23 protein-coding genes are annotated in these 22,903 nt (G+C 70.9%); 12 read left to right on the top strand and 11 right to left on the bottom strand.

Going from position 1 to position 22,903, the window contains the following annotated elements; translation table 11 throughout:
• Nucleotides 1-3: 3 nt before the first annotated feature.
• From atpA to atpD, 3 genes are read left to right on the top strand one after another with little or no spacing between them, the layout of a single operon-like run.
• Nucleotides 4-1,650: a F0F1 ATP synthase subunit alpha gene (gene atpA, locus AC0HI0_RS28375; RefSeq protein WP_480926556.1), complete on the top strand. Its 1,647-nt coding sequence runs from the start codon at nt 4-6 to the stop codon at nt 1,648-1,650.
• A gap of 7 nt (nt 1,651-1,657) precedes the next feature.
• Nucleotides 1,658-2,569, top strand: a complete 912-nt coding sequence (locus tag AC0HI0_RS28370) for a F0F1 ATP synthase subunit gamma (RefSeq protein WP_480926555.1) — start codon at nt 1,658-1,660, stop codon at nt 2,567-2,569.
• Complete coding sequence (atpD, locus tag AC0HI0_RS28365; protein WP_480926554.1) at nt 2,562-3,998, top strand: F0F1 ATP synthase subunit beta; 1,437 nt, start codon at nt 2,562-2,564, stop codon at nt 3,996-3,998. Before AC0HI0_RS28370 ends, atpD begins: the two co-directional genes overlap by 8 nt.
• A gap of 186 nt (nt 3,999-4,184) precedes the next feature.
• Here atpD and AC0HI0_RS28360 read toward each other — a convergent pair whose 3' ends face one another.
• Nucleotides 4,185-4,949, bottom strand: coding sequence for an IclR family transcriptional regulator (locus tag AC0HI0_RS28360; RefSeq protein WP_480926553.1), 765 nt, complete (start codon nt 4,947-4,949; stop codon nt 4,185-4,187).
• A gap of 634 nt (nt 4,950-5,583) precedes the next feature.
• On the opposite strand from AC0HI0_RS28360, the gene AC0HI0_RS28355 reads away from it, so the two are divergent.
• Nucleotides 5,584-5,949, top strand: coding sequence for a F0F1 ATP synthase subunit epsilon (locus AC0HI0_RS28355; protein WP_480926552.1), 366 nt, complete (start codon nt 5,584-5,586; stop codon nt 5,947-5,949).
• Nucleotides 5,950-5,971: 22 nt separating this feature from the next.
• Complete coding sequence (locus AC0HI0_RS28350) at nt 5,972-6,406, top strand: DUF2550 domain-containing protein (RefSeq protein WP_480926551.1); 435 nt, start codon at nt 5,972-5,974, stop codon at nt 6,404-6,406.
• A gap of 418 nt (nt 6,407-6,824) precedes the next feature.
• Here the strand turns inward: AC0HI0_RS28350 and AC0HI0_RS28345 are convergent, their stop codons facing one another.
• Nucleotides 6,825-7,397: a cob(I)yrinic acid a,c-diamide adenosyltransferase gene (locus AC0HI0_RS28345; RefSeq protein ID WP_480926550.1), complete on the bottom strand. Its 573-nt coding sequence runs from the start codon at nt 7,395-7,397 to the stop codon at nt 6,825-6,827.
• Between the two features lie 88 nt (nt 7,398-7,485).
• Here AC0HI0_RS28345 and murA point away from each other — a divergent pair, with 88 nt between their 5' ends.
• A complete protein-coding gene (gene murA / locus AC0HI0_RS28340) occupies nt 7,486-8,787 on the top strand; it encodes a UDP-N-acetylglucosamine 1-carboxyvinyltransferase (RefSeq protein ID WP_480926549.1) in 1,302 nt (433 codons plus the stop codon).
• A gap of 168 nt (nt 8,788-8,955) precedes the next feature.
• Here murA and AC0HI0_RS28335 read toward each other — a convergent pair whose 3' ends face one another.
• Both AC0HI0_RS28335 and AC0HI0_RS28330 read right to left on the bottom strand, forming a co-directional pair.
• Nucleotides 8,956-9,537, bottom strand: a complete 582-nt coding sequence (locus AC0HI0_RS28335) for a DinB family protein (RefSeq protein ID WP_480926548.1) — start codon at nt 9,535-9,537, stop codon at nt 8,956-8,958.
• A gap of 57 nt (nt 9,538-9,594) precedes the next feature.
• A complete protein-coding gene (locus AC0HI0_RS28330) occupies nt 9,595-9,891 on the bottom strand; it encodes a hypothetical protein (protein ID WP_480926547.1) in 297 nt (98 codons plus the stop codon).
• A 92-nt stretch (nt 9,892-9,983) separates the two neighbouring features.
• On the opposite strand from AC0HI0_RS28330, the gene AC0HI0_RS28325 reads away from it, so the two are divergent.
• Nucleotides 9,984-11,978: a protein meaA gene (locus AC0HI0_RS28325; RefSeq protein WP_480926546.1), complete on the top strand. Its 1,995-nt coding sequence runs from the start codon at nt 9,984-9,986 to the stop codon at nt 11,976-11,978.
• Here AC0HI0_RS28325 and AC0HI0_RS28320 read toward each other — a convergent pair.
• The gene (locus AC0HI0_RS28320; protein ID WP_480926545.1) at nt 11,975-12,490 is read right to left on the bottom strand and encodes a cysteine hydrolase family protein; all 516 of its coding nucleotides are present in this window, start codon (nt 12,488-12,490) and stop codon (nt 11,975-11,977) included. The genes AC0HI0_RS28325 and AC0HI0_RS28320 overlap by 4 nt on opposite strands.
• 679 nt (nt 12,491-13,169) lie before the next feature.
• Between AC0HI0_RS28320 and AC0HI0_RS28315 the strand changes: the two genes are divergently transcribed.
• Entirely contained in the window at nt 13,170-14,120 is a 951-nt protein-coding gene (locus tag AC0HI0_RS28315; RefSeq protein ID WP_480926544.1) for a GlxA family transcriptional regulator, read from the top strand.
• On the opposite strand, the gene AC0HI0_RS28310 is transcribed toward AC0HI0_RS28315, so the two are convergent.
• On the bottom strand, nt 14,107-14,937 hold the full coding sequence (locus tag AC0HI0_RS28310; RefSeq protein WP_480926543.1) for a hypothetical protein: 831 nt from the start codon (nt 14,935-14,937) through the stop codon (nt 14,107-14,109). The two genes, AC0HI0_RS28315 and AC0HI0_RS28310, sit on opposite strands and share 14 nt — an antisense overlap.
• A 115-nt stretch (nt 14,938-15,052) precedes the next feature.
• On the opposite strand from AC0HI0_RS28310, the gene AC0HI0_RS28305 reads away from it, so the two are divergent.
• Entirely contained in the window at nt 15,053-15,826 is a 774-nt protein-coding gene (locus AC0HI0_RS28305; RefSeq protein ID WP_480926542.1) for an enoyl-CoA hydratase-related protein, read from the top strand.
• Here AC0HI0_RS28305 and AC0HI0_RS28300 read toward each other — a convergent pair.
• Genes AC0HI0_RS28300 through AC0HI0_RS28290 form a run of 3 tightly spaced genes read right to left on the bottom strand, consistent with a single transcriptional unit; the run spans nt 15,823 to nt 18,256 of the window.
• The gene (locus AC0HI0_RS28300; protein WP_480926541.1) at nt 15,823-16,338 is read right to left on the bottom strand and encodes an N-acetyltransferase family protein; all 516 of its coding nucleotides are present in this window, start codon (nt 16,336-16,338) and stop codon (nt 15,823-15,825) included. The genes AC0HI0_RS28305 and AC0HI0_RS28300 overlap by 4 nt on opposite strands.
• Nucleotides 16,335-16,871: an NUDIX domain-containing protein gene (locus AC0HI0_RS28295; protein ID WP_480926540.1), complete on the bottom strand. Its 537-nt coding sequence runs from the start codon at nt 16,869-16,871 to the stop codon at nt 16,335-16,337. The genes AC0HI0_RS28300 and AC0HI0_RS28295 overlap by 4 nt, the downstream gene beginning before the upstream one ends.
• 2 nt (nt 16,872-16,873) lie before the next feature.
• A complete protein-coding gene (locus AC0HI0_RS28290; RefSeq protein ID WP_480926539.1) occupies nt 16,874-18,256 on the bottom strand; it encodes an amino acid permease in 1,383 nt (460 codons plus the stop codon).
• A gap of 56 nt (nt 18,257-18,312) precedes the next feature.
• Between AC0HI0_RS28290 and nucS the strand changes: the two genes are divergently transcribed.
• Nucleotides 18,313-18,972, top strand: a complete 660-nt coding sequence (nucS, locus tag AC0HI0_RS28285) for an endonuclease NucS (protein WP_480926538.1) — start codon at nt 18,313-18,315, stop codon at nt 18,970-18,972.
• A gap of 15 nt (nt 18,973-18,987) precedes the next feature.
• Here the strand turns inward: nucS and AC0HI0_RS28280 are convergent, their stop codons facing one another.
• Nucleotides 18,988-19,692 carry a hypothetical protein gene (locus tag AC0HI0_RS28280; protein WP_480926537.1) on the bottom strand — a complete coding sequence of 235 codons (705 nt, stop codon included), beginning with the start codon at nt 19,690-19,692 and terminating at the stop codon, nt 18,988-18,990.
• Between the two features lie 330 nt (nt 19,693-20,022).
• Here AC0HI0_RS28280 and AC0HI0_RS28275 point away from each other — a divergent pair, with 330 nt between their 5' ends.
• Nucleotides 20,023-20,424 carry a hypothetical protein gene (locus AC0HI0_RS28275; RefSeq protein WP_480926536.1) on the top strand — a complete coding sequence of 134 codons (402 nt, stop codon included), beginning with the start codon at nt 20,023-20,025 and terminating at the stop codon, nt 20,422-20,424.
• Here AC0HI0_RS28275 and AC0HI0_RS28270 read toward each other — a convergent pair.
• The gene (locus AC0HI0_RS28270) at nt 20,391-21,083 is read right to left on the bottom strand and encodes a hypothetical protein (RefSeq protein WP_480926535.1); all 693 of its coding nucleotides are present in this window, start codon (nt 21,081-21,083) and stop codon (nt 20,391-20,393) included. The genes AC0HI0_RS28275 and AC0HI0_RS28270 overlap by 34 nt on opposite strands.
• A 134-nt stretch (nt 21,084-21,217) precedes the next feature.
• Here AC0HI0_RS28270 and AC0HI0_RS28265 point away from each other — a divergent pair, with 134 nt between their 5' ends.
• Nucleotides 21,218-22,903: a sodium:solute symporter family protein gene (locus tag AC0HI0_RS28265; RefSeq protein WP_480926534.1), complete on the top strand. Its 1,686-nt coding sequence runs from the start codon at nt 21,218-21,220 to the stop codon at nt 22,901-22,903.

Below are 22,903 nucleotides of genomic sequence, written 5' to 3'. Positions count from 1 at the left end.
GACATGGCGGAGCTGACGATCTCGTCGGACGAGATCCGCAGTGCGATCGAGAAGTACGTCTCGACCTACTCCCCGGAAGTCAGCCGGGAAGAGGTCGGCGTCGTCGCGGAGACCTACGACGGCATCGCCATCGTCGAGGGTCTGCCCGGCACCATGACCAACGAGCTGCTGGAGTTCCCCGGCGGCGTGCTCGGCGTGGCCCTGAACCTGGAAGTGCGCGAGATCGGCGCGGTCATCCTCGGTGACTTCGACAAGATCGAAGAGGGCCAGGAGGTCAAGCGGACCGGCCAGGTGCTCTCCGTGCCGGTCGGCGACGGCTTCCTCGGCCGCGTGGTGAACCCGCTCGGCCAGCCGATCGACGGCCTGGGCGACATCGTGGCCGACGACAACCGCGCCCTGGAGCTGCAGGCGGCCTCCGTCCTCCAGCGCCAGCCGGTGAGCGAGCCGATGCAGACCGGCATCAAGGCGATCGACTCGATGACCCCGATCGGTCGCGGCCAGCGCCAGCTGATCATCGGCGACCGCAAGACCGGCAAGACCGCGGTCTGCATCGACACGATCATCAACCAGAAGAAGGCCTGGGAGTCGGGCGACCCGCAGCAGCAGGTCCGCTGCGTGTACGTCGCCGTCGGCCAGAAGGGCTCCACCATCGCGGGCGTCAAGACCGCGCTGGAGGAGGCGGGCGCGCTGGAGTACACCACCATCGTGGCCGCCCCGGCGTCCGACTCGGCCGGCTTCAAGTGGCTCGCCCCCTACACCGGCTCGGCCATCGGCCAGCACTGGATGTACCAGGGCAAGCACGTCCTGATCATCTTCGACGACCTGACCAAGCAGGCGGAGGCGTACCGCGCCATCTCGCTGCTGCTGCGTCGTCCGCCGGGCCGCGAGGCCTACCCCGGCGACGTCTTCTACTTGCACTCGCGCCTGCTGGAGCGCTGCGCGAAGCTGTCGGACGAGATGGGCGCGGGCTCGATGACCGGTCTGCCGATCATCGAGACCAAGGCCAACGACGTGTCGGCGTACATCCCGACCAACGTCATCTCGATCACCGACGGCCAGTGCTTCCTGGAGTCCGACCTGTTCAACGCCGGTGTGCGGCCGGCCGTCAACGTGGGCATCTCGGTGTCCCGCGTCGGTGGCGCCGCGCAGACCAAGGCGATGAAGACGGTCGCCGGCTCGCTGCGCCTGGACCTGTCCCAGTTCCGCGAGCTGGAGGCGTTCTCCGCCTTCGCCTCGGACCTGGACGCCGCCTCGCGGGCCCAGCTCGACCGGGGTGCGCGGCTGGTCGAGCTGCTCAAGCAGGCCCAGTACTCCCCGGTGCCGATGGAGGAGCAGGTCGTCTCCATCTACCTGGGCACCAACGGTCACTACGACTCCGTCCCGGTGGGCGACGTGCGGCGGTTCGAGGCCGACTTCCTCGACCACGTGCGGCGCAGCCACGACGTGATCCTGTCGAGCATCCGCGAGTCCAAGAAGTTGTCGGAAGACACCGAAAAGGGCATCGTGGACGCTGTCAACGCGTTCAAGCAGCAGTTCACCGCTTCGAGCGGCGCCTCGGTCGTGAACGAGGCCCCGGCGGACGCGATGGACGCCGACAAGGTCGGACACGAGTCGGTCAAGGTCAACCGACCCGCTCCGACCGAGAAGTGACGTAGGCATGGCGGCACAGATTCGCGAGCTGCGCCAACGGATCCGAACGGTCAACTCGACCAAGAAGATCACCAAGGCGTACGAGCTCATCGCCACGTCGCGGCTCGCCAAGGCGCAGGCCCGGGTCGCGGCGTCGAAGCCGTACGCCGAGGAGATCACCGGTGTGCTGTCCGCGCTGGCCAGCGCGTCGGCCAACCTCGACCACCCGCTGCTGACCGAGCGCAAGGCCCCCAAGCGGGCCGGCGTCCTGGTCGTCACCAGCGACAAGGGCATGTGCGGCGGCTACAACGCCAACGTGCTCAAGGCGGCCGAGGAACTGCTGGCGCTGCTCCGCTCGGAGGGCAAGGAGCCGGTGCTCTACGTCATCGGCCGCAAGGGCGCGAGCTACTACCGGTTCCGCCGCCGGGAGATCTCCGGCGAGTGGAGCGGGTTCTCCCAGCTCCCGCACTACGTCAACGCCGCGGAGGCGGGTGACACGCTGGTCCCGGCCTTCATCGAGGGCACCGAGAACGGCGGCCAGGGTGTCGATGAACTCCACGTCGTCTACACCGAGTTCAAGTCGATGCTGAGCCAGCAGCCGACCGCGAAGCGCATCGCGCCGATGGAGATCGAGTACGAGGAGTCCAAGCCGAAGCTCCAGTCGGTGTACTCCTTCGAGCCGAACGCCGAGACGCTGCTGGGCGCGCTGCTGCCCAAGTACGTCAAGACGCGGCTGTTCTCGGCTCTGCTGGACGCGGCGGCTTCGGAGTCGGCGGCCCGGCGGACCGCGATGAAGGCGGCGACCGACAACGCCACCGAGCTGGTCCGCAACCTCAGCCGTCAGGCGAACTCGGCCCGCCAGGCCCAGATCACCCAGGAGATCAGCGAGATCGTCGGTGGCGCCTCCGCGCTTACCGGGGGCGCAGGAAGTGATGAGTGACATGAGTGCTACTGCCACCACCACCCGCACCGGCCGTGTGGTCCGGGTGATCGGCGCCGTCGTCGACGTGGAGTTCCCGCGCGACGCGGTGCCCGAGCTGTTCAACGCCCTGCACGTCGAGATCACCTTCGAAGCGGTGGCCAAGACGCTGACCCTGGAGGTCGCCCAGCACCTGGGTGACAACCTGGTCCGCACCATCTCGATGCAGCCGACCGACGGCCTGGTCCGCGGCGCGACCGTGTCCGACACGGGCCACGCCATCCAGGTGCCGGTGGGCGACGTCGTCAAGGGCCACGTGTTCAACGCGCTGGGCGAGTGCCTGGACGTGCCCGGCCTCGGCCGCGACGGCGAGCAGTGGGGCATCCACCGCAAGGCGCCCGCGTTCGACCAGCTGGAGGGCAAGACCGAGATCCTGGAAACGGGCATCAAGGTCATCGACCTGCTCACCCCGTACGTCAAGGGCGGCAAGATCGGCCTGTTCGGCGGCGCGGGCGTGGGCAAGACGGTGCTCATCCAGGAGATGATCACCCGTATCGCCCGCGAGTTCTCCGGCACGTCGGTGTTCGCCGGCGTCGGCGAGCGCACCCGTGAGGGCACCGACCTCCTCCTGGAGATGGAGGAGATGGGCGTGCTCGGCGACACCGCGCTCGTCTTCGGCCAGATGGACGAGCCGCCCGGCACGCGCATGCGCGTCGCGCTGTCCGCGCTGACCATGGCGGAGTACTTCCGCGACGTCCAGAACCAGGACGTGCTGCTGTTCATCGACAACATCTTCCGGTTCACCCAGGCCGGTTCCGAGGTGTCGACCCTGCTGGGCCGCATGCCGTCGGCCGTGGGCTACCAGCCGACGCTGGCCGACGAGATGGGCGAGCTCCAGGAGCGCATCACGTCGACCCGGGGCAAGTCGATCACGTCGCTGCAGGCGATCTACGTGCCGGCGGACGACTACACCGACCCCGCCCCGGCGACCACCTTCGCCCACCTGGACGCGACGACGGAGCTTTCCCGTCCGATCTCCCAGAAGGGCATCTACCCGGCGGTGGACCCGCTGTCCTCGTCGTCCCGGATCCTGGAGCCCTCCATCGTGGGCGAGGAGCACTACCGGGTCGCGCAGGAGGTCAAGCGGATCCTCCAGAAGTACAAGGAACTCCAGGACATCATCGCCATCCTCGGCATGGACGAGCTGTCCGAGGAGGACAAGGTCCTCGTCGGCCGCGCCCGTCGGCTGGAGCGGTTCCTGGGGCAGAACTTCCTCGTCGCCGAGAAGTTCACCGGGCAGAAGGGCTCGTTCGTCCCGATCAAGGACACCATCGAGGCGTTCGACCGGGTCTGCAAGGGCGAGTTCGACCACTTCCCGGAGCAGGCGTTCTTCTCCTGCGGCGGGCTCGACGACGTCGAGGCCAACGCCAAGAAGCTGGCCGGCAAGTAAGTCACCGGCTGTTCGCGTCAAACCCGTCCGACCTTCGTGGTCGGGCGGGTTTTTCGTTGTGCGTGGGTGCGGTGCGGTGCGGTGCGGTGTGGAGGTGGGTGTGCGTGGGTGTGGGTTGGGCGGGTGTGGGTTGTGGGTGGGGTGGGTGTGGGTGGGGTGGGTGTGGGTGGGTGGGGTGGGTGGCGCTCAGGGCTTGGGGAGAGGGGGTTCGGCGCGCCAACCCAGGGAGCGGGAGATCGCGCGGCCACAGGCCCTTACGGCGGGCAGGACGGTGTCGGTGCGGGTCTCCAGGGGGACTACTACGGAGACGGCGGCCACGACGTCGCCGTCCGGGCCCCGGACCGGGGCCGCGATGGAGTAGGTGATCGGTTCGATCTGGCGGTCGGCGATCGCGTAGCCGTCGCGGCGGACGGCGGCCAGGGTTTCGCGCAGCTCTTTGGGCGTGCCGATGGTGTGCTTGGTGAACCGCTTGAGCGGGGTGTGGATCGCGCGTTCCTGGACGTCGTGCGGGGCGTGGGCGAGCAGGACGAGGCCGACACCGGTCGCGTGCAGCGGCATCCGGGAGCCCATCCGGGTCAGCACGCTGACCGCGTCCTTGGCGGCGAGGCGTTCGACGTAGACGACCTCCAGGTCGTCGCGGATGGCAAGTTGCACGTTGTGGTGGATGATCTCGAAGAGGTCTTCCAGGTAGGGCAGGGCGCGGTCCCGCAGGTCCAGCGCACCGGGTGAGAGCGCGCCGAGTTCCCACAGGCGCAGGCCGATCGTGAAGCGGCCGTCGGGGTCGCGTTCGAGGGCGCGCCACGCGACCAGTTCCCGGACCAGGCGGTGGGTGGTGCTCAGCGGGAGGCCGGAGTGGCGGCTCAGCTCGGAGAGCGTGGCCGACGGGCGGTCCGCGGTGAACACGGCGAGCAGGGTGAACGCCCGGCCGAGGATGGATCTGGGGACTGGCACCGGACCAGTCTCCCAGGCGCTGTCCGTCCTGCCTGTCGTCCGCTGACCGGAGTTGGGTCGCGGTCGGGTCTGTGGCGGACCTCACCTGGTGCGAAGGAGTTCGGGGAGCTGCGGTCCACTCTGGACATACCGGAGTGCTGGGTGTGCTGGGGTTCGTCCGGTCCACAGTGGTCCGCTGGGTTCTCGGGTGGGGAGCGGGTGGGGAGCGGGTGGGGTGGGTTGCGGGGTGGATCATGCTTGGTGGCGCGTGGATCGGTTGTCGGGGATCGTGGGCGTCTTGTTGCCGGGGTGGTGGGCGGGGCGCTGCCTGGGGTGCGGTGTCTGATGTCGGCGCTGTGTCCGGTATCGGCGTCGGGGGCGCTCGGGGGCCGTGTGTGGGGCGGCGGTCGGGATTGGCCGGATCGGTGTCATCTGTGGTCCACTTCCGTGTGGGACCGTGCTTACTGCGGGTGTCGCCTGTTCTAGGGGTTCCAGTGGTCGCCGCGACCGGTGAGGTGGCGGTGACGACCGTTGGAGCGACCGCCAGGCGGGTGGTACCCGGTGGCGGGCGCGGCTGAGGGTGGCTGGGGCGGCGCTCGCTTCGGGCGACCGTTTAGACTGCACAGGACTCCACCGTGAGACAAGGGAGATGCGCGTGGCCGAGATGACCGTCCAGCTCGTCGCGGTGGAACGCCGCCTGTGGTCCGGCACGGCCACCTCCGTGGTCGCGCAGACGACCGAGGGCGAGATCGGCATCCTGCCCGGCCACGAGCCCGTGCTGGGCCAGCTGGTCGAGGGTGGCGTGGTCCGGATCCGCACGGTGGACAACGAACTGGTGACCGCGGCCGTGCACGGCGGGTTCCTGTCGGTGACCGGTGAGGGCGTGAGCATCCTCGCCGAGGCCGCCGAACTCGCCAACGAGATCGACGTGGACGAAGCGCGGTCGGCGCTGACGAACGCGGACGACGTGGAGCGCGCCAGGGCCATCGCGCGGCTCCGCGCCGCGGGACACCCGGCCTGACGCGGACGAGCGGACAAACGCCGTGGGGATCGCCGAAGTCGTCGGGGTGGTCCTGTTCGTGGCGGTGGTGCTCCTCGCGTACTTCGCGTGGCGCCGGATCCGCCTGCTTCGTGCTGGAGGGGTGCATGTGGCCCTGCGGGCGAGGCTCGACGTGAGCGGTCGGGGATGGCATCTCGGCGTCGGGCACTACCGTGGGGATACGTTCGTGTGGTCGCGGGTGTTGAGCCTGCGCACCGGTCCGGACCGGGTGATCGACCGCGACGGGTTCGAGATCGACGACCGGCGTGAGCCGACGGCGTCGGAGACCTACGCGATGCCCACCGGAGCGGTGGTGTTGAGATGTCGTGGGGCCAAGGGTGAGTCCGTGGAGATCGCCATGGGCCCGGATGCGTTGACCGGCTTCTTGTCGTGGCTGGAATCCGCGCCTCCGGGCCGTTCTATTCCCTGGGCCTCCTGACCTCTGATCTTCGGTAGCCCGGAACTCGGTAGCCCGGAACTCGGAAACTTGGCAACTCGGAAACCGGTCGTCGGCGAATCGCCGGCGGCCGGTTTTGTGCTGGGGGCGTGGGTGAAAAGCGTCCTCGCCGGACGGGCGAGCCGCCAAGGATGACAAGAGAAAGGGCGGGCGTCGTGTCATCCCCGTATGGCCCGGTCGGAGACAACCGCGCTTGGCCAGGGTGTGCAAGCGAAGGGCGTGCTTGCACACCCTGGCCAAGCGCGGTTCGCTGGCGCGCGGGCCATACGGGGATGACACGACGCGGGGCTGGGTGTGTGCGGGGCTGGGTGAGTGCGGTGCGTGGGGGGTGTGTGGTGCGTGGGAGTGTGCGGTGCGTGGGAGTGTGTGGTGCTTGGGGTGTGGGCTGAGCGGAGTGGGGTTAGGCGTTGCCGCCTGGCTGCCATAGGACGTCGCCGTCCGGGTTCGCTACCCGGGCGAGGATGAACAGCAGGTCGGACAGGCGGTTCAGGTACTTGGCCGGGAGGGTGTTCGTCACTTCCGGCTCGGCTTCCAGCAGTGCCCAGGTGCTGCGTTCGGCCCTGCGGGCGATCGTGCGGGCCTGGTGGAGCAGGGCCGCGCCGGGGGTGCCGCCGTTGAGGATGAACGAGTCCAGTTTGCCGACCCTGGTGTTGTACTCGTCACACCAGGCTTCGAGGCGGTCCACGTAAGGCTGGGTGATCCGCAGCGGCGGGTATTTGGGGTCCGGGGTTACCGGGGTGCAGAGGTCCGCGCCCACGTCGAAGAGGTCGTTCTGGACCTTGCGGACGACCTCTCGCACGTCGTCTGCCAGGGCTCCCAGGGCCAGTGCCACGCCGAGAGCCGCGTTGGTTTCGTCCACGTCCGCGTACGCGGTGATCCGGGGGGACGTTTTCGGGACGCGGGTGAAGTCGCCGAGGCCCGTGGTGCCGTCGTCGCCTACCCGGGTGTAGATCCTGGTGAGGTGAACCGCCATGCCAAGCACTGTAGGGGGCTCCGGGCTCTGGCTTGATTCAGTGCGTCCGTACGATTGCCGGGTAGTACCGACTAGAGGAGTTTCCTTGGTGAGCGAGCACTTCCGGGTTCAGGGCGGTGCGCGGCTGGTCGGCGAGGTCGAGGTCGTCGGCGCTAAGAACAGCGTGCTGAAGCTGATGGCCGCCGCGCTGCTGGCGGAGGGCACGACCACCATCACCAACTGCCCGGAGATCCTGGACGTGCCGCTGATGGCCGACGTCCTGCGGAGCCTGGGCTGCGAGGTGACGCTGTCCGGCGACGTGGCGACCATCACCACGCCCGCCGAGCTGAACCACCGCGCCGACTCCGAGGCGATGGGCAAGCTGCGCGCCTCGGTGTGCGTGCTGGGTCCCCTGGTGGGGCGTTGCAAGCGGGCCGTGGTGGCGTTGCCGGGTGGCGACGCGATCGGGTCCCGGCCGCTGGACATGCACCAGAGCGGGCTGCGCAAGCTGGGTGCGCACAGCGAGATCGAGCACGGGTGCGTGGTCGCCGAGGCCGAGGGCCTGCACGGCGCGCAGATCTGGCTCGACTTCCCGAGCGTCGGAGCCACCGAGAACATCCTGATGGCCGCCGTCCTGGCGAACGGCACCACGGTCATCGACAACGCCGCGCGCGAGCCCGAGATCGTGGACATCTGCGTGATGCTCCAGGAGATGGGCGCGAAGATCGAAGGCGCGGGCACGTCGACGCTCACGGTGCACGGCGTGGAGTCGTTGCGCCCCACCGAGCACCGGGTGATCGGTGACCGGATCGTCGGTGCCACGTGGGCGTTCGCGGCCACCATGACGCGGGGTGACATCACCGTGCGCGGCGTGAACCCGCACCACCTCGACCTGGTGCTGGAGAAGCTGCGGATGGCGGGTGCCGAGGTCACCACGTTCGACGGCGAGGGCGAGGGCGAGGGGGACGCGGCCGGGGTCCAGGGGGTCCAGGGGTTCCGGGTCGTGCAGGACGGGCGTCCGCAGTCGGTGGACTTCGTGACGCTGCCCTACCCCGGGTTCGCGACCGACCTCCAGCCGTTCGCGATCGCGTTGTCGAGCGTGTCCGAGGGCACCTCGATGATCACCGAGAACCTGTTCGAGGCGCGGTTCCGGTTCATCGAGGAGATGGTCCGGATGAGTGCGGACGCGCGGACCGACGGCCACCACGCGGTGGTGCGCGGGGTGGAGCGGTTGTCGAGCGCGCCGGTGTGGGCTTCGGACATCCGGGCCGGGGCCGGGCTGGTCCTGGCCGGGCTGTGCGCGGACGGTGCCACTGAGGTGTACGAGATCTTCCACATCGAGCGCGGGTATCCGGGCTTTGTGGAGAACCTGCGCAAGCTGGGGGCGACGGTCGACCGCATCGCACCCTGAGGGGCCTGTCCTGAGGGTGCAGCTTGAGGGCGCGGCTTGAGGGGCCTGTCCTGAGGGCGCAGCTTGAGGAAGGCTGGTTCGGCACTGGAAGGCTGCCGCCGGTAGGGGTATGCCTGCGGACGGGGGCGTCCGGGGGTGCTGACGTGGCGTTTCGGTTGTGGGAGTCGGTCAGGCGTCTCCGAACTGGCGGGCGGTGGCTTCCAGGCGGGCGTGGTACTGCTGCCACCAGGCGCGGTCGCCTCCTGCCATGTTGTCGACCTCCGCTCGGTGGCCTACCTCGCCGTCGACCAGCTCTCGGACGATGTCCGCGTGGCCGGCGTGGCGGTTGGTCTCCGCGATCATGTGGATCAGGATGCGGTCCAGGGTCACGTTGCGGCGTTCTTCGGGCCACCACGGGACCTCGCCGGGGGCGTCGATGTCCAGGGCCTCGACGGTGGCGTCCGAGTGGGCCCACACGCGGTGGTAGAAGGCGATGACGTCCTCCCGCGATTCCTCCGCCGTCGCCCACATGTCGGCGTTCTGCTCCGCGTCGTCGCGCAGGGTCGGGATCTCTTCCGGGTACGGGCGGCCGAAGACGTTGCCGAGGTAGCCGCTCTCCACCGACGCCAGGTGCTTGACCAGGCCCAGCAGGTTGGTGCCGGTCGGGGTCAGCGGGCGGCGGATGTCGTACTCGGACAGGCCGTCGAGCTTCCACACGACGGCTTCGCGGGCCTGTTTGAGGTAGTGGTGCAGGTGGGATTTCGTGGTCATGTGGTCAGGATGGCAGGCGGGTACGACAGCGGTGGGGTGACGGCCGGGAGTGGGCGCTCAGCGGAGCAGGAGTTTCGCGTTGGGGGCGTCGGCGGGGAAGACGAGCAGGCGGTGGAGGTCGCCCCGGGTGGCCACCGTCGTCTTGATGCCCGCCCGGCGCAGGCGGGTCGCCAGGATCTGGGCGGCCTCGGTGGTGGGCACGACGGCCACTTCACTGAGCAGGCCGAAGTCTTCTCCGGTGTAATCGGGTACGGCACGTCGGTCGTTGCCGAACGCCCAGCGCAGCAGGAGCGCCAAGGCGCCCAGGACCACGACCAGGAGCAGGGTCTGGGTGAGCGCGGTCACGGTGTCCATGCTCCTCCAGCACCGATTCAGTGAGCAACGGCACGCCGGCGGCTGTGTTACTCGTCAGTACGCTACGGGGAACAACGTCGTAGGAGGTTGCCGTGCCGTACCCGGCCGACCGTGAGCGCGACCGCCCGTGGGTGATGCGCACCTACGCGGGGCACTCCAGCGCAACGGCCTCGAACGAGCTGTACCGCCGCAACCTGGCCAAGGGGCAGACCGGTCTGTCCGTGGCCTTCGACCTGCCCACGCAGACCGGCTACGACCCCGACGACGAGCTGTCCCGGGGCGAGGTCGGCAAGGTCGGCGTGCCGATCAGCCACCTCGGCGACATGCGCAAGCTGTTCGACGCCATCCCGCTCGGCGAGGCCAACACGTCGATGACGATCAACGCGACGGCAATGTGGCTGCTCGCGCTCTACGTCAGCGTCGCCGAGGAGCAGGGCGCGGACCGGGCCGCGCTGTCCGGCACCACCCAGAACGACATCATCAAGGAGTACCTCTCCCGGGGCACCTACGTGTTCCCGCCCGGCCCCAGCCTGCGGCTGATCACCGACATGGTCGCGTGGACCGTGTCGAACGTGCCGAGGTGGAACCCGATCAACATCTGCTCGTACCACCTCCAGGAGGTCGGCGCGACGCCGGCGCAGGAGATCGCGTACTCGATGTCGACGGCGATCGCCGTGCTGGACTCGGTGTTCGACTCCGGCCAGGTGCCCGACGAGCGCCGCGGCGAGGTGGTCGCGCGGATGTCCTTCTTCGTCAACGCCGGGGTGCGGTTCGTCGAGGAGATGTGCAAGATGCGGGCGTTCGTCCGGCTCTGGGACGAGATCACCCGCGACCGGTACGGCATCGAGAACCCGAAGCACCGGCGCTTCCGGTACGGCGTGCAGGTCAACTCGCTGGGGTTGACCGAGGCGCAGCCGGAGAACAACGTGCAGCGGATCGTGTTGGAGATGCTCGCCGTCTCGCTGTCCCGGGACGCGCGGGCGCGGGCGATCCAGCTGCCGGCGTGGAACGAGGCGCTCGGCCTGCCGAGGCCGTGGGACCAGCAGTGGGCGTTGCGGATGCAGCAGGTGCTGGCCTACGAGACGGACCTGCTGGAGTACGACGACCTGTTCGAGGGCTCCAAGGTGGTGGAGGCCAAGGTCGAGGAGATCCTGGCGGGCGCGCGGGCCGAGATCGACCGGGTGCAGGCGATGGGCGGCGCGGTCGCGGCCGTGGAGTCCGGGTACATGAAGTCGGCGCTGGTGTCCTCGCTCGCCGAGCGGCGGCGGCGGGTCGAGTCCGGCGAGGACGTCGTGGTGGGCGTGAACAAGTTCGCCACCACCGAGCCCTCGCCGTTGCAGGCCGAGGGCGCGAACGCCATCGAGACCATCGACCCGGTCGTCGAGCAGCACGCGGTCGAGGCGATCCGGGAGTGGCGCGCCGGTCGGGACGAGGCGCTGGTCTCGTCCACTTTGGACGATCTGCGGGCGGCGGCCGGGACCGACCGGAACCTGGTCGAGGCGACGATCGCGTGCGCGAAGGCCGGTGTCACGACCGGCGAGTGGGCTTCGGCGTTGCGCGCGACCTTCGGCGAGTACCGCGCGCCCACGGGGGTTTCGGCGGCTTCGGCGTCCGGTGAGGCGGGCGCGGAGATCGCGCGGGTCCGGGAACGGGTCCGGGCCACCGGTGAGGAGCTGGGCGAGCGGTTGCGGATCCTGGTCGGCAAGCCGGGCCTGGACGGGCACTCGAACGGCGCGGAGCAGGTCGCCGTGCGGGCCCGCGACGTCGGGTTCGAGGTGGTGTACCAGGGGATCCGCCTCACGCCCGCGCAGATCGTCTCGGCGGCGGTGCAGGAGGACGTGCACGTGGTCGGGTTGTCCATCCTGTCCGGTTCGCACCTGGAGGTCGTGCCGGCGGTGGTGGACGGGCTGCACGCGGCCGGGGCGGGTGACGTGCCGGTCATCGTCGGGGGCATCGTGCCGCCCGACGACGCCGACAAGCTCCGGGACCGGGGCATCGCCCGGGTGTTCACGCCCAAGGACTACGAGTTGACCCAGATCATGGACGAGATCGTGTCGGTGGTCCGCGAGGCGAACGGCTTGGCCTAGAGGAAGTCCTTCGTGGAGACGATCTCGGCGAAACCGCCGGCGCGGAGGTTCGTCGCGGTCGCCCGGTAGAGGTCGTCGGCGGTGAGGTCCTCGACGCCGAACGTGAAGGTGGCGTCGAGGACCACCCGCACGTGGTAGCCGAGGTTCCCGGCGACGCGGGCGGTGGTTTCCACGCACATGTTGGTCTGGATGCCGGCCAGCACGATGTCGGTGATGCCCCGGTTGGTCAGCCACGCGTGCAGGTCGACTTCGCCGTGGAAGGCCGAGTTCACCTTCTTGGCGAACACCAGGTCCGGCACGGCGGCGTCGAGTTCGGGCTTGAACCGGTTGCCGTCCTGGCCGGGGCGCAGCGAACCCTGCGCGGAGTCGTGGCGCACCAGCACGAGCGGGCCGGTCCACGCGTCGAGGAGGGCGGCGATGTTGGCCTCGGCGTCGGGGTTGTTGCGGGTGCCCCAGGCCGGCGAGTCGAAGCCGCGCTGCACGTCGATCAGGATCAGGACCTTGTTCGTCATGGTGTCGATCGTGGCGGGCGCGGGTCGGTTCGGGGGAGTGGCAGAACTGGCGCGATCCGGTACTTTCCTGCCACGCCGCGACCCCTGTTCGTTGGTGGGTGCCGAGTACAGCGACATCGCGCATTGCCGTCGCCGTTGGAAGGGGTGCTGCTGGGGGGCCGGGGCCTCGGTGTTGGCCGGGTTGCCGTTCCGTCGGACTGTCTCCGTGACCGCCGGGACCATGCACGGCAACTGGGCCGGGGGTGCTGGAGGCGATGATCGGTGCGGTGAGCGGGTTGGGGGTCGACGTCGTGGCGGCGCTCGGGCGCGGCGGCGGCCTCGGCCGGTTCGGGGTGCTGCCCGAGCACGTCCGGATCGGGCGGTTCGTGGTGTAGGAGAGGGTTCTGCCCCAACGTCGACCTGGTGGTCTGCCAAGCGGGGCGGGTAGGTGCTCGGCTTGCCGGCGCACGGCGTGCTGCTGGTGGAGTGGCCCCTGGTGAACGACCAGTTCGGCATCGCGGACATGCGGCAGGCGCGGGGGCCGGGGTGGTCGCCGGGGGACGATCTGGCCGCCGCCGTGGGGAGGTGGTGGTGGGCGGCGATTTCGGGGTGCTGGGGCGGCGGTCGGCGTCGGGATCCGGGCCATGCCCTCGCCGGGCGAAGGGCTGGCGGAACTGGTCCGCTGAGGTACTTTCCCGCCATGCTCACGATCGGCGTGCTGGTGTTGCCGGGCAGTCGGGTGTTCGACATCTCGGTGGTCGGCGAGGTGTGGGGCGTGCACCGGCCGGAGTTGGGTGTGCCGCCGTTCGAGGTGCGGGTGTGCGCGCCGGGGCGGGTCGCCACGCCGGTGCAGCCGCTGGGCGTCGTGCCCGCCACGCACGGGCTGTCCGGGCTGCGCGGGTGCGACCTGGTCGTGGTGCCCGGCCGGGTCGACCCGCTGGCGGAGGTGCCCCGGTCGGTGGTCCGGGCGCTGCGGGCGTTCGACGGCACGGTCGCGGCGCTGTGCTCGGGGGCGTTCACGCTGGCCGAGGCCGGGATGCTGGACGGCCGCGCGGCCACCACGCACTGGCGGCTGCTGGACGAGTTGGAGCGCAAGGCGCCCGGGGCGACCGTGCTGCGGGACGTGCTGTTCGCCGACGAGGGCGACGTGCTGACGTCCGCGGGCGTGGTGGGCGGGCTGGACCTGTGCCTGCACCTGGTCCGCCGGGCGCACGGCGCGGACGTGGCCGCCGCGCTGGCCCGCCGGTTGGTCATGCCGCCGACCCGGGAGGGCGGGCAGCGGCAGTACGTCGACCCGCCGCTGCCGGGTCGGACCGAGCGTGGCGGGCTGTCCGCCACGGTGGAGTGGGCGGTGGGCCGGCTGGCCGAGCCGATCGGCGTCGCGGACCTCGCCGGGCACGCCGGGCTCAGCGAGCGCACGTTCCACCGGGTGTTCCTGGCCGCGACGGGCAGCACGCCGGGGAGGTGGTTGCAGACCCAGCGGGTGTTGCTGGCGCAACGCCTGCTGGAGACCACGGACCTGACCGTGCACCGGGTCGCCGAGCGGTCCGGGCTGGGCACGGCGGCCAACCTGCGGCGGCGGCTGCGGGCCGAACTCGGCGTCGCGCCCGACGCCTACCGCCGCACGTTCCGGGTGCCTACGGCGTCGTGACGGCGATGACGCCGCCCTGGTCGTCGAGCAACAGGCGGTTGCCCAGGGGCGCGGCCAGCGGCACGTGGTAGGTCTGGGTCATCAGGGCCAGCGTGCGGGCGCAGTTCCCGACCTGGCCGACGGTCCGCACGCCCACCGTGACGGCGCTGCCGGACTCCCGCACGACGGGTTCGTTGTGGGCGGGGGCGTCGCCGGGGCACGGTGACGGCGCGGCCGGCATGGTCACCGTCAGCTCGCGGTCGTTCGCGCTCGCCGGGCCGCTGGAGATCGCGGGGCGCACCTCGCCGGGCTTCCAGAACGTGCCGGGGTCGAGCGCGGGCCAGGCGAGCACGCTGCCCGCCTCGGTGGTGAACCGCCACGCCGGCAGCTGCCACGGGCCGCGATCGGTCGGGAACTCGGCGGTGCCGAACTCGGCGGCGACCAGCTTGGGCGCGGGGGTCTGTGCGGGGGTCGGCGTGGGGCTCGGCGGGGTGGTGGGGGCGGTCTTCGGGCGGGACATGCCGCGCAGCGCGTCCGCCGAGCCGATCAGCGGCACGGTGGCCCGCGCGCCGCCGGGGAGGTCGACCGGGGTGGGCGTGGGTGTCGGCGGGTGCTGACCGGTGAAGTCGAGGCGGCCGGCGAGCACGTCGACCTTGTCGTCGCCGCGCAGCCCGTCCACGACCTGGAGCAGGTCCCCGATCAGCACGATCGGCCGGGGCGACGCGGTCGCCGGGAAGTCGACCGGCGGGACCGTGCTGATCGGCGGAGCGGTCGACGCGGTGCCGCCGGACGCGCACCCGGTGAGCAGCAAAGCCAGCGCCAGCACTCGCAGTCTCATGGTCGGAGGACGGAACGCGGAGGCCGGCCGGTTGCACGGCGGGGGGAGGGCGGCCCGTCCACCGTGGCGTGCCGCGGGTCGAGCGTCCGGTTGCACGTCCGACTACGGTCGTGACATGGCCGAATACCAGCACATTCGCGTCGAACCCGGGGACGGGGTCGTGCGCGTCACGATGGACCGCGCCCGGAAGCGGAACTCGTTGTCCGCCGAGCACCTGGCGGAGTTGCTGTCGGCGTTCCGCGCGATCGCGGCGACCGACGCGGCGGGGGTCGTCCTGGCCGGTGAGGGGCCGGTGTTCTCGGCGGGCCACGACTTCGCCGACGTCGCCGGCCGCGACCTGGAGGGCGTGCGCGACCTGCTGACCCTGTGCACGGACCTCATGCGCACCATCGAGTCCGTGCCGCAGGTCGTGATCGCGCGGGTGCACGGCCTGGCCACCGCCGCCGGCTGCCAGCTCGTCGCGTCCTGCGACCTCGCGGTGGCGTCCGAGGACGCCGGGTTCGCGCTGCCCGGCGGCAAGGGCGGCTGGTTCTGCCACACGCCGGCGGTGCCGGTCGCGCGGGCCGTCGGGCGCAAGCGGCTGATGGAACTCGCGCTGACCGGCGACGTGATCGACGCGCGCACCGCCGAGCAGTGGGGGTTGGTCAACAAGGTCGTGCCGGCCGACGAGCTGGACGCCGCCGTCGCCGACCTGATGGGCCGGGCCACCCGGGGCAGCCGGGCCGGCAAGGCGTTGGGCAAGCAGACCCTGTACGCCCAGCTGGACCGGCCCGAGTCCGACGCGTACGCCATCGCCGTCGAGGTGATGGCCGCCGCGTCCCAGACGCCCGCCGCCAAGGAGGGCATGGCGGCGTTCCTGGAGAAGCGCCCCGCGCAGTGGACCGACTAGACCTTCTTGTAGTACACCGTGGTCGGCCGCAGCACCCCGGTCGGGTCGGCCGCGTAGTCCGGGATCACGCCCACCTCGACCCAGCCCGCCGAGCGGCACAGCGCCTCGGCGGGCGACCCGGTCCTGGTGGCCACGGTGAGCAGGGTCGCGCCCCGGTCCGCCGCGCACTTCTCGGCCGCCGCCAGCAGTTCCCGGCCCAGCCCGTGGCCGCGCGCCCGGCGCAGCACCAGCAGCTTGGTGATCTTCGCGCGGTGCGTGCCGTTGAGCGTCGTGGTGAACCGGACCTGCACGGTGCCCTCGATGCGCCCGTCGACCCGGGCCACCCAGACCGCCAGCACGCCGTTGGCCACGGCCGCCGCCCGCGCCTTCCACCACGACACCGCGTGCGGCCGGGGCAGCGGGGCCAGGAAGCCCACCGACGCGCCGTCGGCCACCGCGTCGGTCAGCACGTCCGCGAGTTCGTCCGCGTCCGCCAGCACGTCGGCGGACAGCAGCTCCACGACGTCCTTCACGGCTGCGCGTTCTCGTGCAGCAGGAGCAGGGTGTAGGCGGCGATCGACTGGGCGTCGGTGATGTCGCCGCGCGCCACCATCGCCTCGAACTCCGCGCGCGGGAACCACGCCGAGCGCATGTCCTGCTCCTCGGGCTCCCGCTCGTGGAAGCCCTCGGTGAGCCGGGTGGCCAGGAACACCCGGCCGCGCTGGCTGGACATGCCGGGCGCGACGTCCAGCAGGCCGAGTTCGACCAGCTCCCCGGCGCGCAGGCCGGTCTCCTCGCGCAGCTCCCGGGCGGCGAGCGCCAGGGGCTCCTCGTCGGCGCGCTCGGGCGCGGTGCCCTGGGGGAACTCCCAGCGGCGCATCCCCAGCGGGTAGCGGTACTGCTCGACCAGCCGCAGGCGTTCCCCGTCCAGCGGGATGACCAGGGCGTAGTCGGGCTTGTCGACCACGCCGTAGATGCCGGTCGTGCCGTCGGCACGGCGGATCGGGTCCTCGCGGACCGTCATCCAAGGGTTCGCGTACACCTCACGCGATCCGAGGGTTTCCACGTTCATTCTCCCTGTGCCGGCGCCTGGGCCAGCTTCGAGTGGCGACGTCCGTACCCGAAGTACACCACCAAGCCCACCACGGACCAGATGCCGAACGCCAACCACGTCGCGGGCGCGAGGCCGGCGACCAGCAGCACGCACATCCCGAGCCCGAGCAGCGGCACCACCGGCATCAACGGCGTGCGGAACCCGCGCGGCAGGTCCGGCCGGGTCCGCCGCAGCACGATGACACCCACGTTGACCAGCCCGAACGCCACCAGCGTGCCGATGCTCGTGGCCTCCGCGAGCTGACCCAGCGGCACCAGGGCGGCCAGTGCGGCGACCACCACGCCGACGATCACCGTGTTCGCGGTCGGCACCCGGCGCGCGCCGACCCGGGAGAACACCTTCGGCACCAGCCCGTCGCGGGACATCGCGATCAGCACCCGGGTCTGTCCATAGAGGACGGTCAGCACCACGGACGCGATCGCGACCACCGCGCCCGCCGACAGGATCGTGGCGGGCCACGCCTGGTCGGTGAGCTGCCGCAGCGCGGACGCCAACGACGCGTCCGAACCCTTCAGCACGTCCACCCCGGCCGCGCCCACGGCGGTCAGCGCGACCAGCACGTACACCACGGTCACGATCGCCAGCGAGATCACGATGGCGCGCGGCAGGTCCCGCTGCGGGTTCTTGGCCTCCTCGCCCGCCGTGGACGCCGCGTCGAACCCGATGAAGGAGAAGAACACCAGCGACGCGGCCCCGGTGATGCCCGCGACCCCGGCGGGCGCGAACGGCTCCAGGTTCGCGGTCTGGAACCCGAACACCGCGACCACCACGAAGAACAGCAGCACCAGGACCTTCAGCGCGGTCGTCACGGTGGTGACCGCCGCGCTCTCCTTCACCCCGCCCAGCAGCACGCCCATCGCCAGCAGCACGACGACCGCGGCGGGCAGGTCGACCACCCCGCCGGAGATCGCGGCGGGCAGCTGGACGCCCAGCGTGGCGTCGAGGAACGCGTTGAGGTACCCGCTCCAGCCCACCGCCACGGCCGCGACGGACACCCCGTACTCCAGCAGCAGGCACCACCCGCACACCCACGCGACCAGCTCGCCCAACGTCGCGTAGGTGTAGGAGTAGGCCGACCCGGCGACCGGCACCGCACCGGCGAGTTCGGCGTAGGACAGCGCGGAGAACAGCGCGGCCAGCGCGGCGACCACGAACGACACCGCCACCGCCGGACCGGCCACCGGCGCGGCCTGGCCGAGCACCACGAAGATGCCCGTGCCCAGCGTCGCGCCGACCGACAGGGCGATCAGCGGCACCAGGCCGAGCGTGCGGTGCAGGGCGGTGTGCCCGCCGTCGCCGGTGAGCTGGTCGACGGGCTTGGTGCGCAGGAGTGACACGGCGCTCGACGGTACCTGCCGGTGGCACCCCGCTCGCACCCCGTAGCCTGTCGGCCGTGCGCCTCGTCATCGCTCGCTGTCAGGTCGACTACGTCGGACGCCTCACGGCCCATCTCCCGATGGCCCAGCGCCTGCTGCTGATCAAGGCGGACGGCTCGGTGTCCATCCACTCCGACGACCGGGCGTTCAAGCCGCTGAACTGGATGAGCCCGCCGTGCTGGCTGATCGAGGACCCGGACCTGTGGGTCGTGCAGAACAAGGCGGGCGAGAAGCTGATCATCACGCTGGCCGAGGTGCTGCACGACTCGAAGCACGAACTGGGCCCCGAGCCCGGCCTGGTGAAGGACGGCGTGGAGTCGGACCTGCAGAAGCTGCTGGCCGAGCACGTGACCACGCTGGGTGAGGGCTGGACCCTGGTCCGCCGCGAGTTCCCGACCCCGATCGGCCCGGTCGACCTGATGTGCCGGGACTCGTCGGGCGGCTCGGTCGCGGTGGAGATCAAGCGGCGCGGCGAGATCGACGGCGTCGAGCAGCTCACCCGCTACCTGGAGCTGCTCAACCGGGACCCGCTGCTCGCGCCCGTGCAGGGCGTGTTCGCCGCCCAGCAGATCAAGCCGCAGGCCCGGACGCTGGCCGAGGACCGGGGCATCCGGTGCGTGATCCTCGACTACGACGCGTTGCGCGGCATCGAGTCCGACGAGTTCCGGCTGTTCTGACCCGCCGGCGGTCCCTCAGCCGCGCCAGTCCGGCGACAGCACGACCAGCGCCCCTTCGACGCAGGCGTTGATGGCGTCCAGGTCGTCCTGCCACGCGGGCGGCACGGCCCTCGGGCGGACCGCGGTCGTGCCGCTGGTGAGCCGGCTCTCCAGGAACGCGACGTGCTGCTCCCGCGACAGGCGCTCCTGCTCGGCGTCGATCAGGGCGTCGAGCTTCACGACGCCGGCGTGCGCCTGGCCGAGCTGCCGGGCCACGTCCCGGACGACGGCCTCCGCGCCCGCCAGTTCGCCGGCCCGGACCGCGACGAGGTGCTCCAGTTCGGCGTAGCGCGCCGATTCCCGCAGCAGCAGGTGCTCCTCGGCCGTGCCCAGCAGCAGCAGCGCCGAGCGCCACACCGCCGAGTGGGCCTCGCGCAGCTTGTCGGCGGTCAGCCAGCCGGCGCGGGCGGCGGCGCTGGACCACATGCCGTCGAGGTGCTCGGCCATCTCGCGGACGAGCCGCCCGTGGTCGGCGGGCAGGTTGCGGAAGTGCACGGCGGTGATCCGGGAGATCCGCCAGTTCGGGCCGAACGCGGTCGCCACCCGCCGCTTCACCCGCTGGTAGGCGGCGACCGGGGTGCCCGCCGCCAGCAGGATCATCGCCACCGCGCCCGGAGCCCCGAAAAATGCGGCCAATGGCCAGAAGACGACCAGGCCCGCCAGTCCCGCCGGAACCAGCAATATCGGCTCCATTCGGGCTATTCGCAGCCCCACCGACTGTTTCCGGGGTTCGAGCACGGCCCACGAAACGACGTCGTCGGACCGAAAGCGGGTGATGTGCACGGGTCGCCAGATGTCCACGAAGCCTCCGGGTCGACCTGCCGAAACGGTCTGTCGGGCGCGACCGCACAGTACACGTCAGGTTATTCGAGATGGTCTCACAACTCTTTCCGGCGGTCGGTGCACGGCACCCGGACGAGTGCCCGGCGCGAGTACGCCGTTCGGCCGCGTCGCGTCGTGGAATTCGCGATATACGCTGACGGCCCGGTGAAATCGACGTGGGGAGGCACTGTGCCTGTACGAAGACCCCGGCCACTCCTCGTGCCCGCCCTCGTCGCGCTCGCCCTGGTCGCGGCGTGCGAATCCGAGCCGCCGATGTCACCCGTGCCGCTGGCGGCGGGCAGTTCCACCGCCTCCGCGCCGGCCGCCCAGCTCGTCGCGCAGCCGAAGTCCGCCAAGGCGGGCGACGAGGTGCGGCTCAGCGGTGAGGGGTACCCCGCCAACAGCCGGGTCGTGTTCACCTTCCACGGGCAGCGGGTGGGCGACGCCACCACCGACGGCGCGGGCCGGTTCGCCGGGGTGCTGGTGAAGGTGCCCGATTCGTTCCGGACCTCCGCGCCCGGCACGCAGTTCGTCGTCGGCGCGACCTCGGGGCCGTTCTACGCCGAGACGCCGTTCGTGATCACCCGCTGACCCGCCGGAGCCGGGTCGGCTCCCGGGCCGTCGAAGACCGACAGGTCGACGTACGCCTTGACCAGCCCGGCGTCGATCCGGCCGGGGTAGACGCGGCCGTGGTTCCAGCGGTAGAACGCGATGCCCTCGCGCACGTCGTCCTCCTCGCCGGACAGCACGTAGCCGGCCGCCGCCGCGCGGTCCTGCAGACCGTGCACCAGGTCGACCGGGCCGGCGCACCACGTCCGGGACGCGCCGACCACCTCCGCCGCGCCCGCCAGGTAGTCCGCCGCGACGGGACGCCGCGCGCCCTGCCGGGTGGCCAGGACGAACGTGAACGGCAGGTGCTCGGGGTAGTCCTGGTCGCGCGCGTCGGCCAGCGCCGTCGCCGCGTGCGCCCGGCCGGCGTCCGCTCCGCCGGCGTAGTCCTCGTCGCCGACCTGGTGGTAGAGCAGGACCAGGCGGCCCGCTTCCCGGTGCCGCGCGAGCGCGCCCGGCCGGTGGCTGACGCACCTCGGGTCGTCCGGGTAGCCGATGTGCCGGAACAGGAACCTCAGGTCGTAACCACCGGTTCGGGTGTAGTCGGCCAGCTGCCACGGCGCCAGTTCGCGCGCCGCGTATTCCACGCCGTACGCGGTGACCACGGGCGTCGACGGGGCTCGGTCGGGGGCTTGGTCCACGCACGGGAGTACGAGGTTTAGGCGTGGGTAGTTCAGATCGGCGAAAACCCCCCGATTGCACTACGGTCGGCATGATCGCCTGTGGGATAGTGTCCGATGTTGTTCGACCTTGTTGAACAGGGAGGTGGGCGACGGTGCCCGTGCTCGCCGAGGCGGACCTCCGGCTGGACGCCGGTCCGCTCGACTACGCGTTGCTCGCGATCTACTTCGCGTTCGTCCTCGGTATCGGCTTCCTGGCGCGGCGCTCGGTGTCGTCGAGCCTGGACTTCCTGCTCTCCGGCCGCTCGCTGCCCGCCTGGGTGACCGGCCTGGCGTTCATCTCGGCGAACCTCGGCGCGATCGAACTGCTGGGCATGGCCGCCAACGGCGCGCAGTACGGCATGGCGACCGTGCACTACTACTGGATCGGCGCGATCCCGGCCATGGTGTTCCTCGGCCTGGTGATGATGCCCTTCTACTACGGCTCCAAGGTCCGCAGCGTCCCGGAGTTCCTGCGCCGCCGGTTCGGCAAGGGCGCGCACCTGGTCAACGCCATCAGCTTCGCCGTCGCGCAGGTGCTGATCGCGGGCGTGAACCTCTACGCGCTGGCGTTCCTGCTCAACCTGATGCTGGGCTGGCCGATCCCGCTGTCGGTGGTCATCGCCGCGCTGATCGTGCTCACCTACACCACGCTCGGCGGCCTTTCGGCGGCCATCTACAACGAGGTGCTCCAGTTCTTCGTGATCGTCGCCGCGCTGCTCCCGCTGACCATCGTCGGCCTGCACAAGGTCGGCGGCTGGCAGGGCCTGGTGGACAAGGTCACCGCCGGTCCGGGCGGCTCGGAGCAGCTGTCCGCGTGGCCCGCGACCGAGCTGACCGGCATCCAGAACCCGGTGCTCAGCGTGATCGGCATCGTGTTCGGGCTCGGGTTCGTGCTGTCGTTCGGCTACTGGACGACGAACTTCGCCGAGGTGCAGCGCGCGCTGTCGGCCAAGAGCATGTCCGCCGCCCGGCGCACGCCGATCATCGGCGCGTACCCCAAGGCGCTGATCCCGTTCGTGATCATCATCCCGGGCATCATCGCGGCCTTGGTCGTGCCCGAGATGCAGGCGCTCAAGGCCGGTGACGACAGCTCCGGCATCGCCTACAACAACGCGCTGCCCGCGCTGATCGGCGAACTGCTGCCCAACGGCATGCTCGGCATCGCCATCACCGGCCTGCTGGCCTCGTTCATGGCGGGCGTCGCGGCGAACGTGTCGTCGTTCAACACGGTGTTCACCTACGACCTGTGGCAGGACTACGTCCGCAAGGATCGCCCGGACGAGTACTACCTGCGGATCGGCAGGCTGGCCACCATCGGCGGCACGCTGATCGCGATCGGCACCGCGTTCCTGGCGGCCGGCTACGGCAACATCATGGACTACATCCAGGCGCTGTTCTCGTTCTTCAACGCGCCGCTGTTCGCCACGTTCATCCTGGCCATGTTCTGGAAGCGGATGTCGGCGGCGGCGGGCTGGATCGGCCTGGTGTCCGGCACGCTCGCGGCGGTGCTGGTGTTCGTGCTCGCCGAGACCGGCGTGGTCGACCTGCCCGGTCAGGGCGCGAGCTTCGTCGGCGCGGGCGCGGCGTTCGCGGTGGACATCGTGGTGAGCGTCGTGGTCACCGTGTTCACCCGGCCGGTGCCGGAGGAACGCCTGGTCGGGCTGGTCTACAGCCTGACGCCGAAGGAGACCCGCAAGCACTCGGCCACCGGTGAGGACGCCGGCTGGTACCGCTCGCCCGTGCTGCTCGGCATCGGTGTCCTGGTGCTGACGGCCGTGCTCAACATCATCTTCGGCTGA

Source organism: Saccharothrix sp. NBAS 001 (genome assembly GCF_056640475.1).
This window is presented reverse-complemented; position numbering and strand designations above follow the sequence as displayed.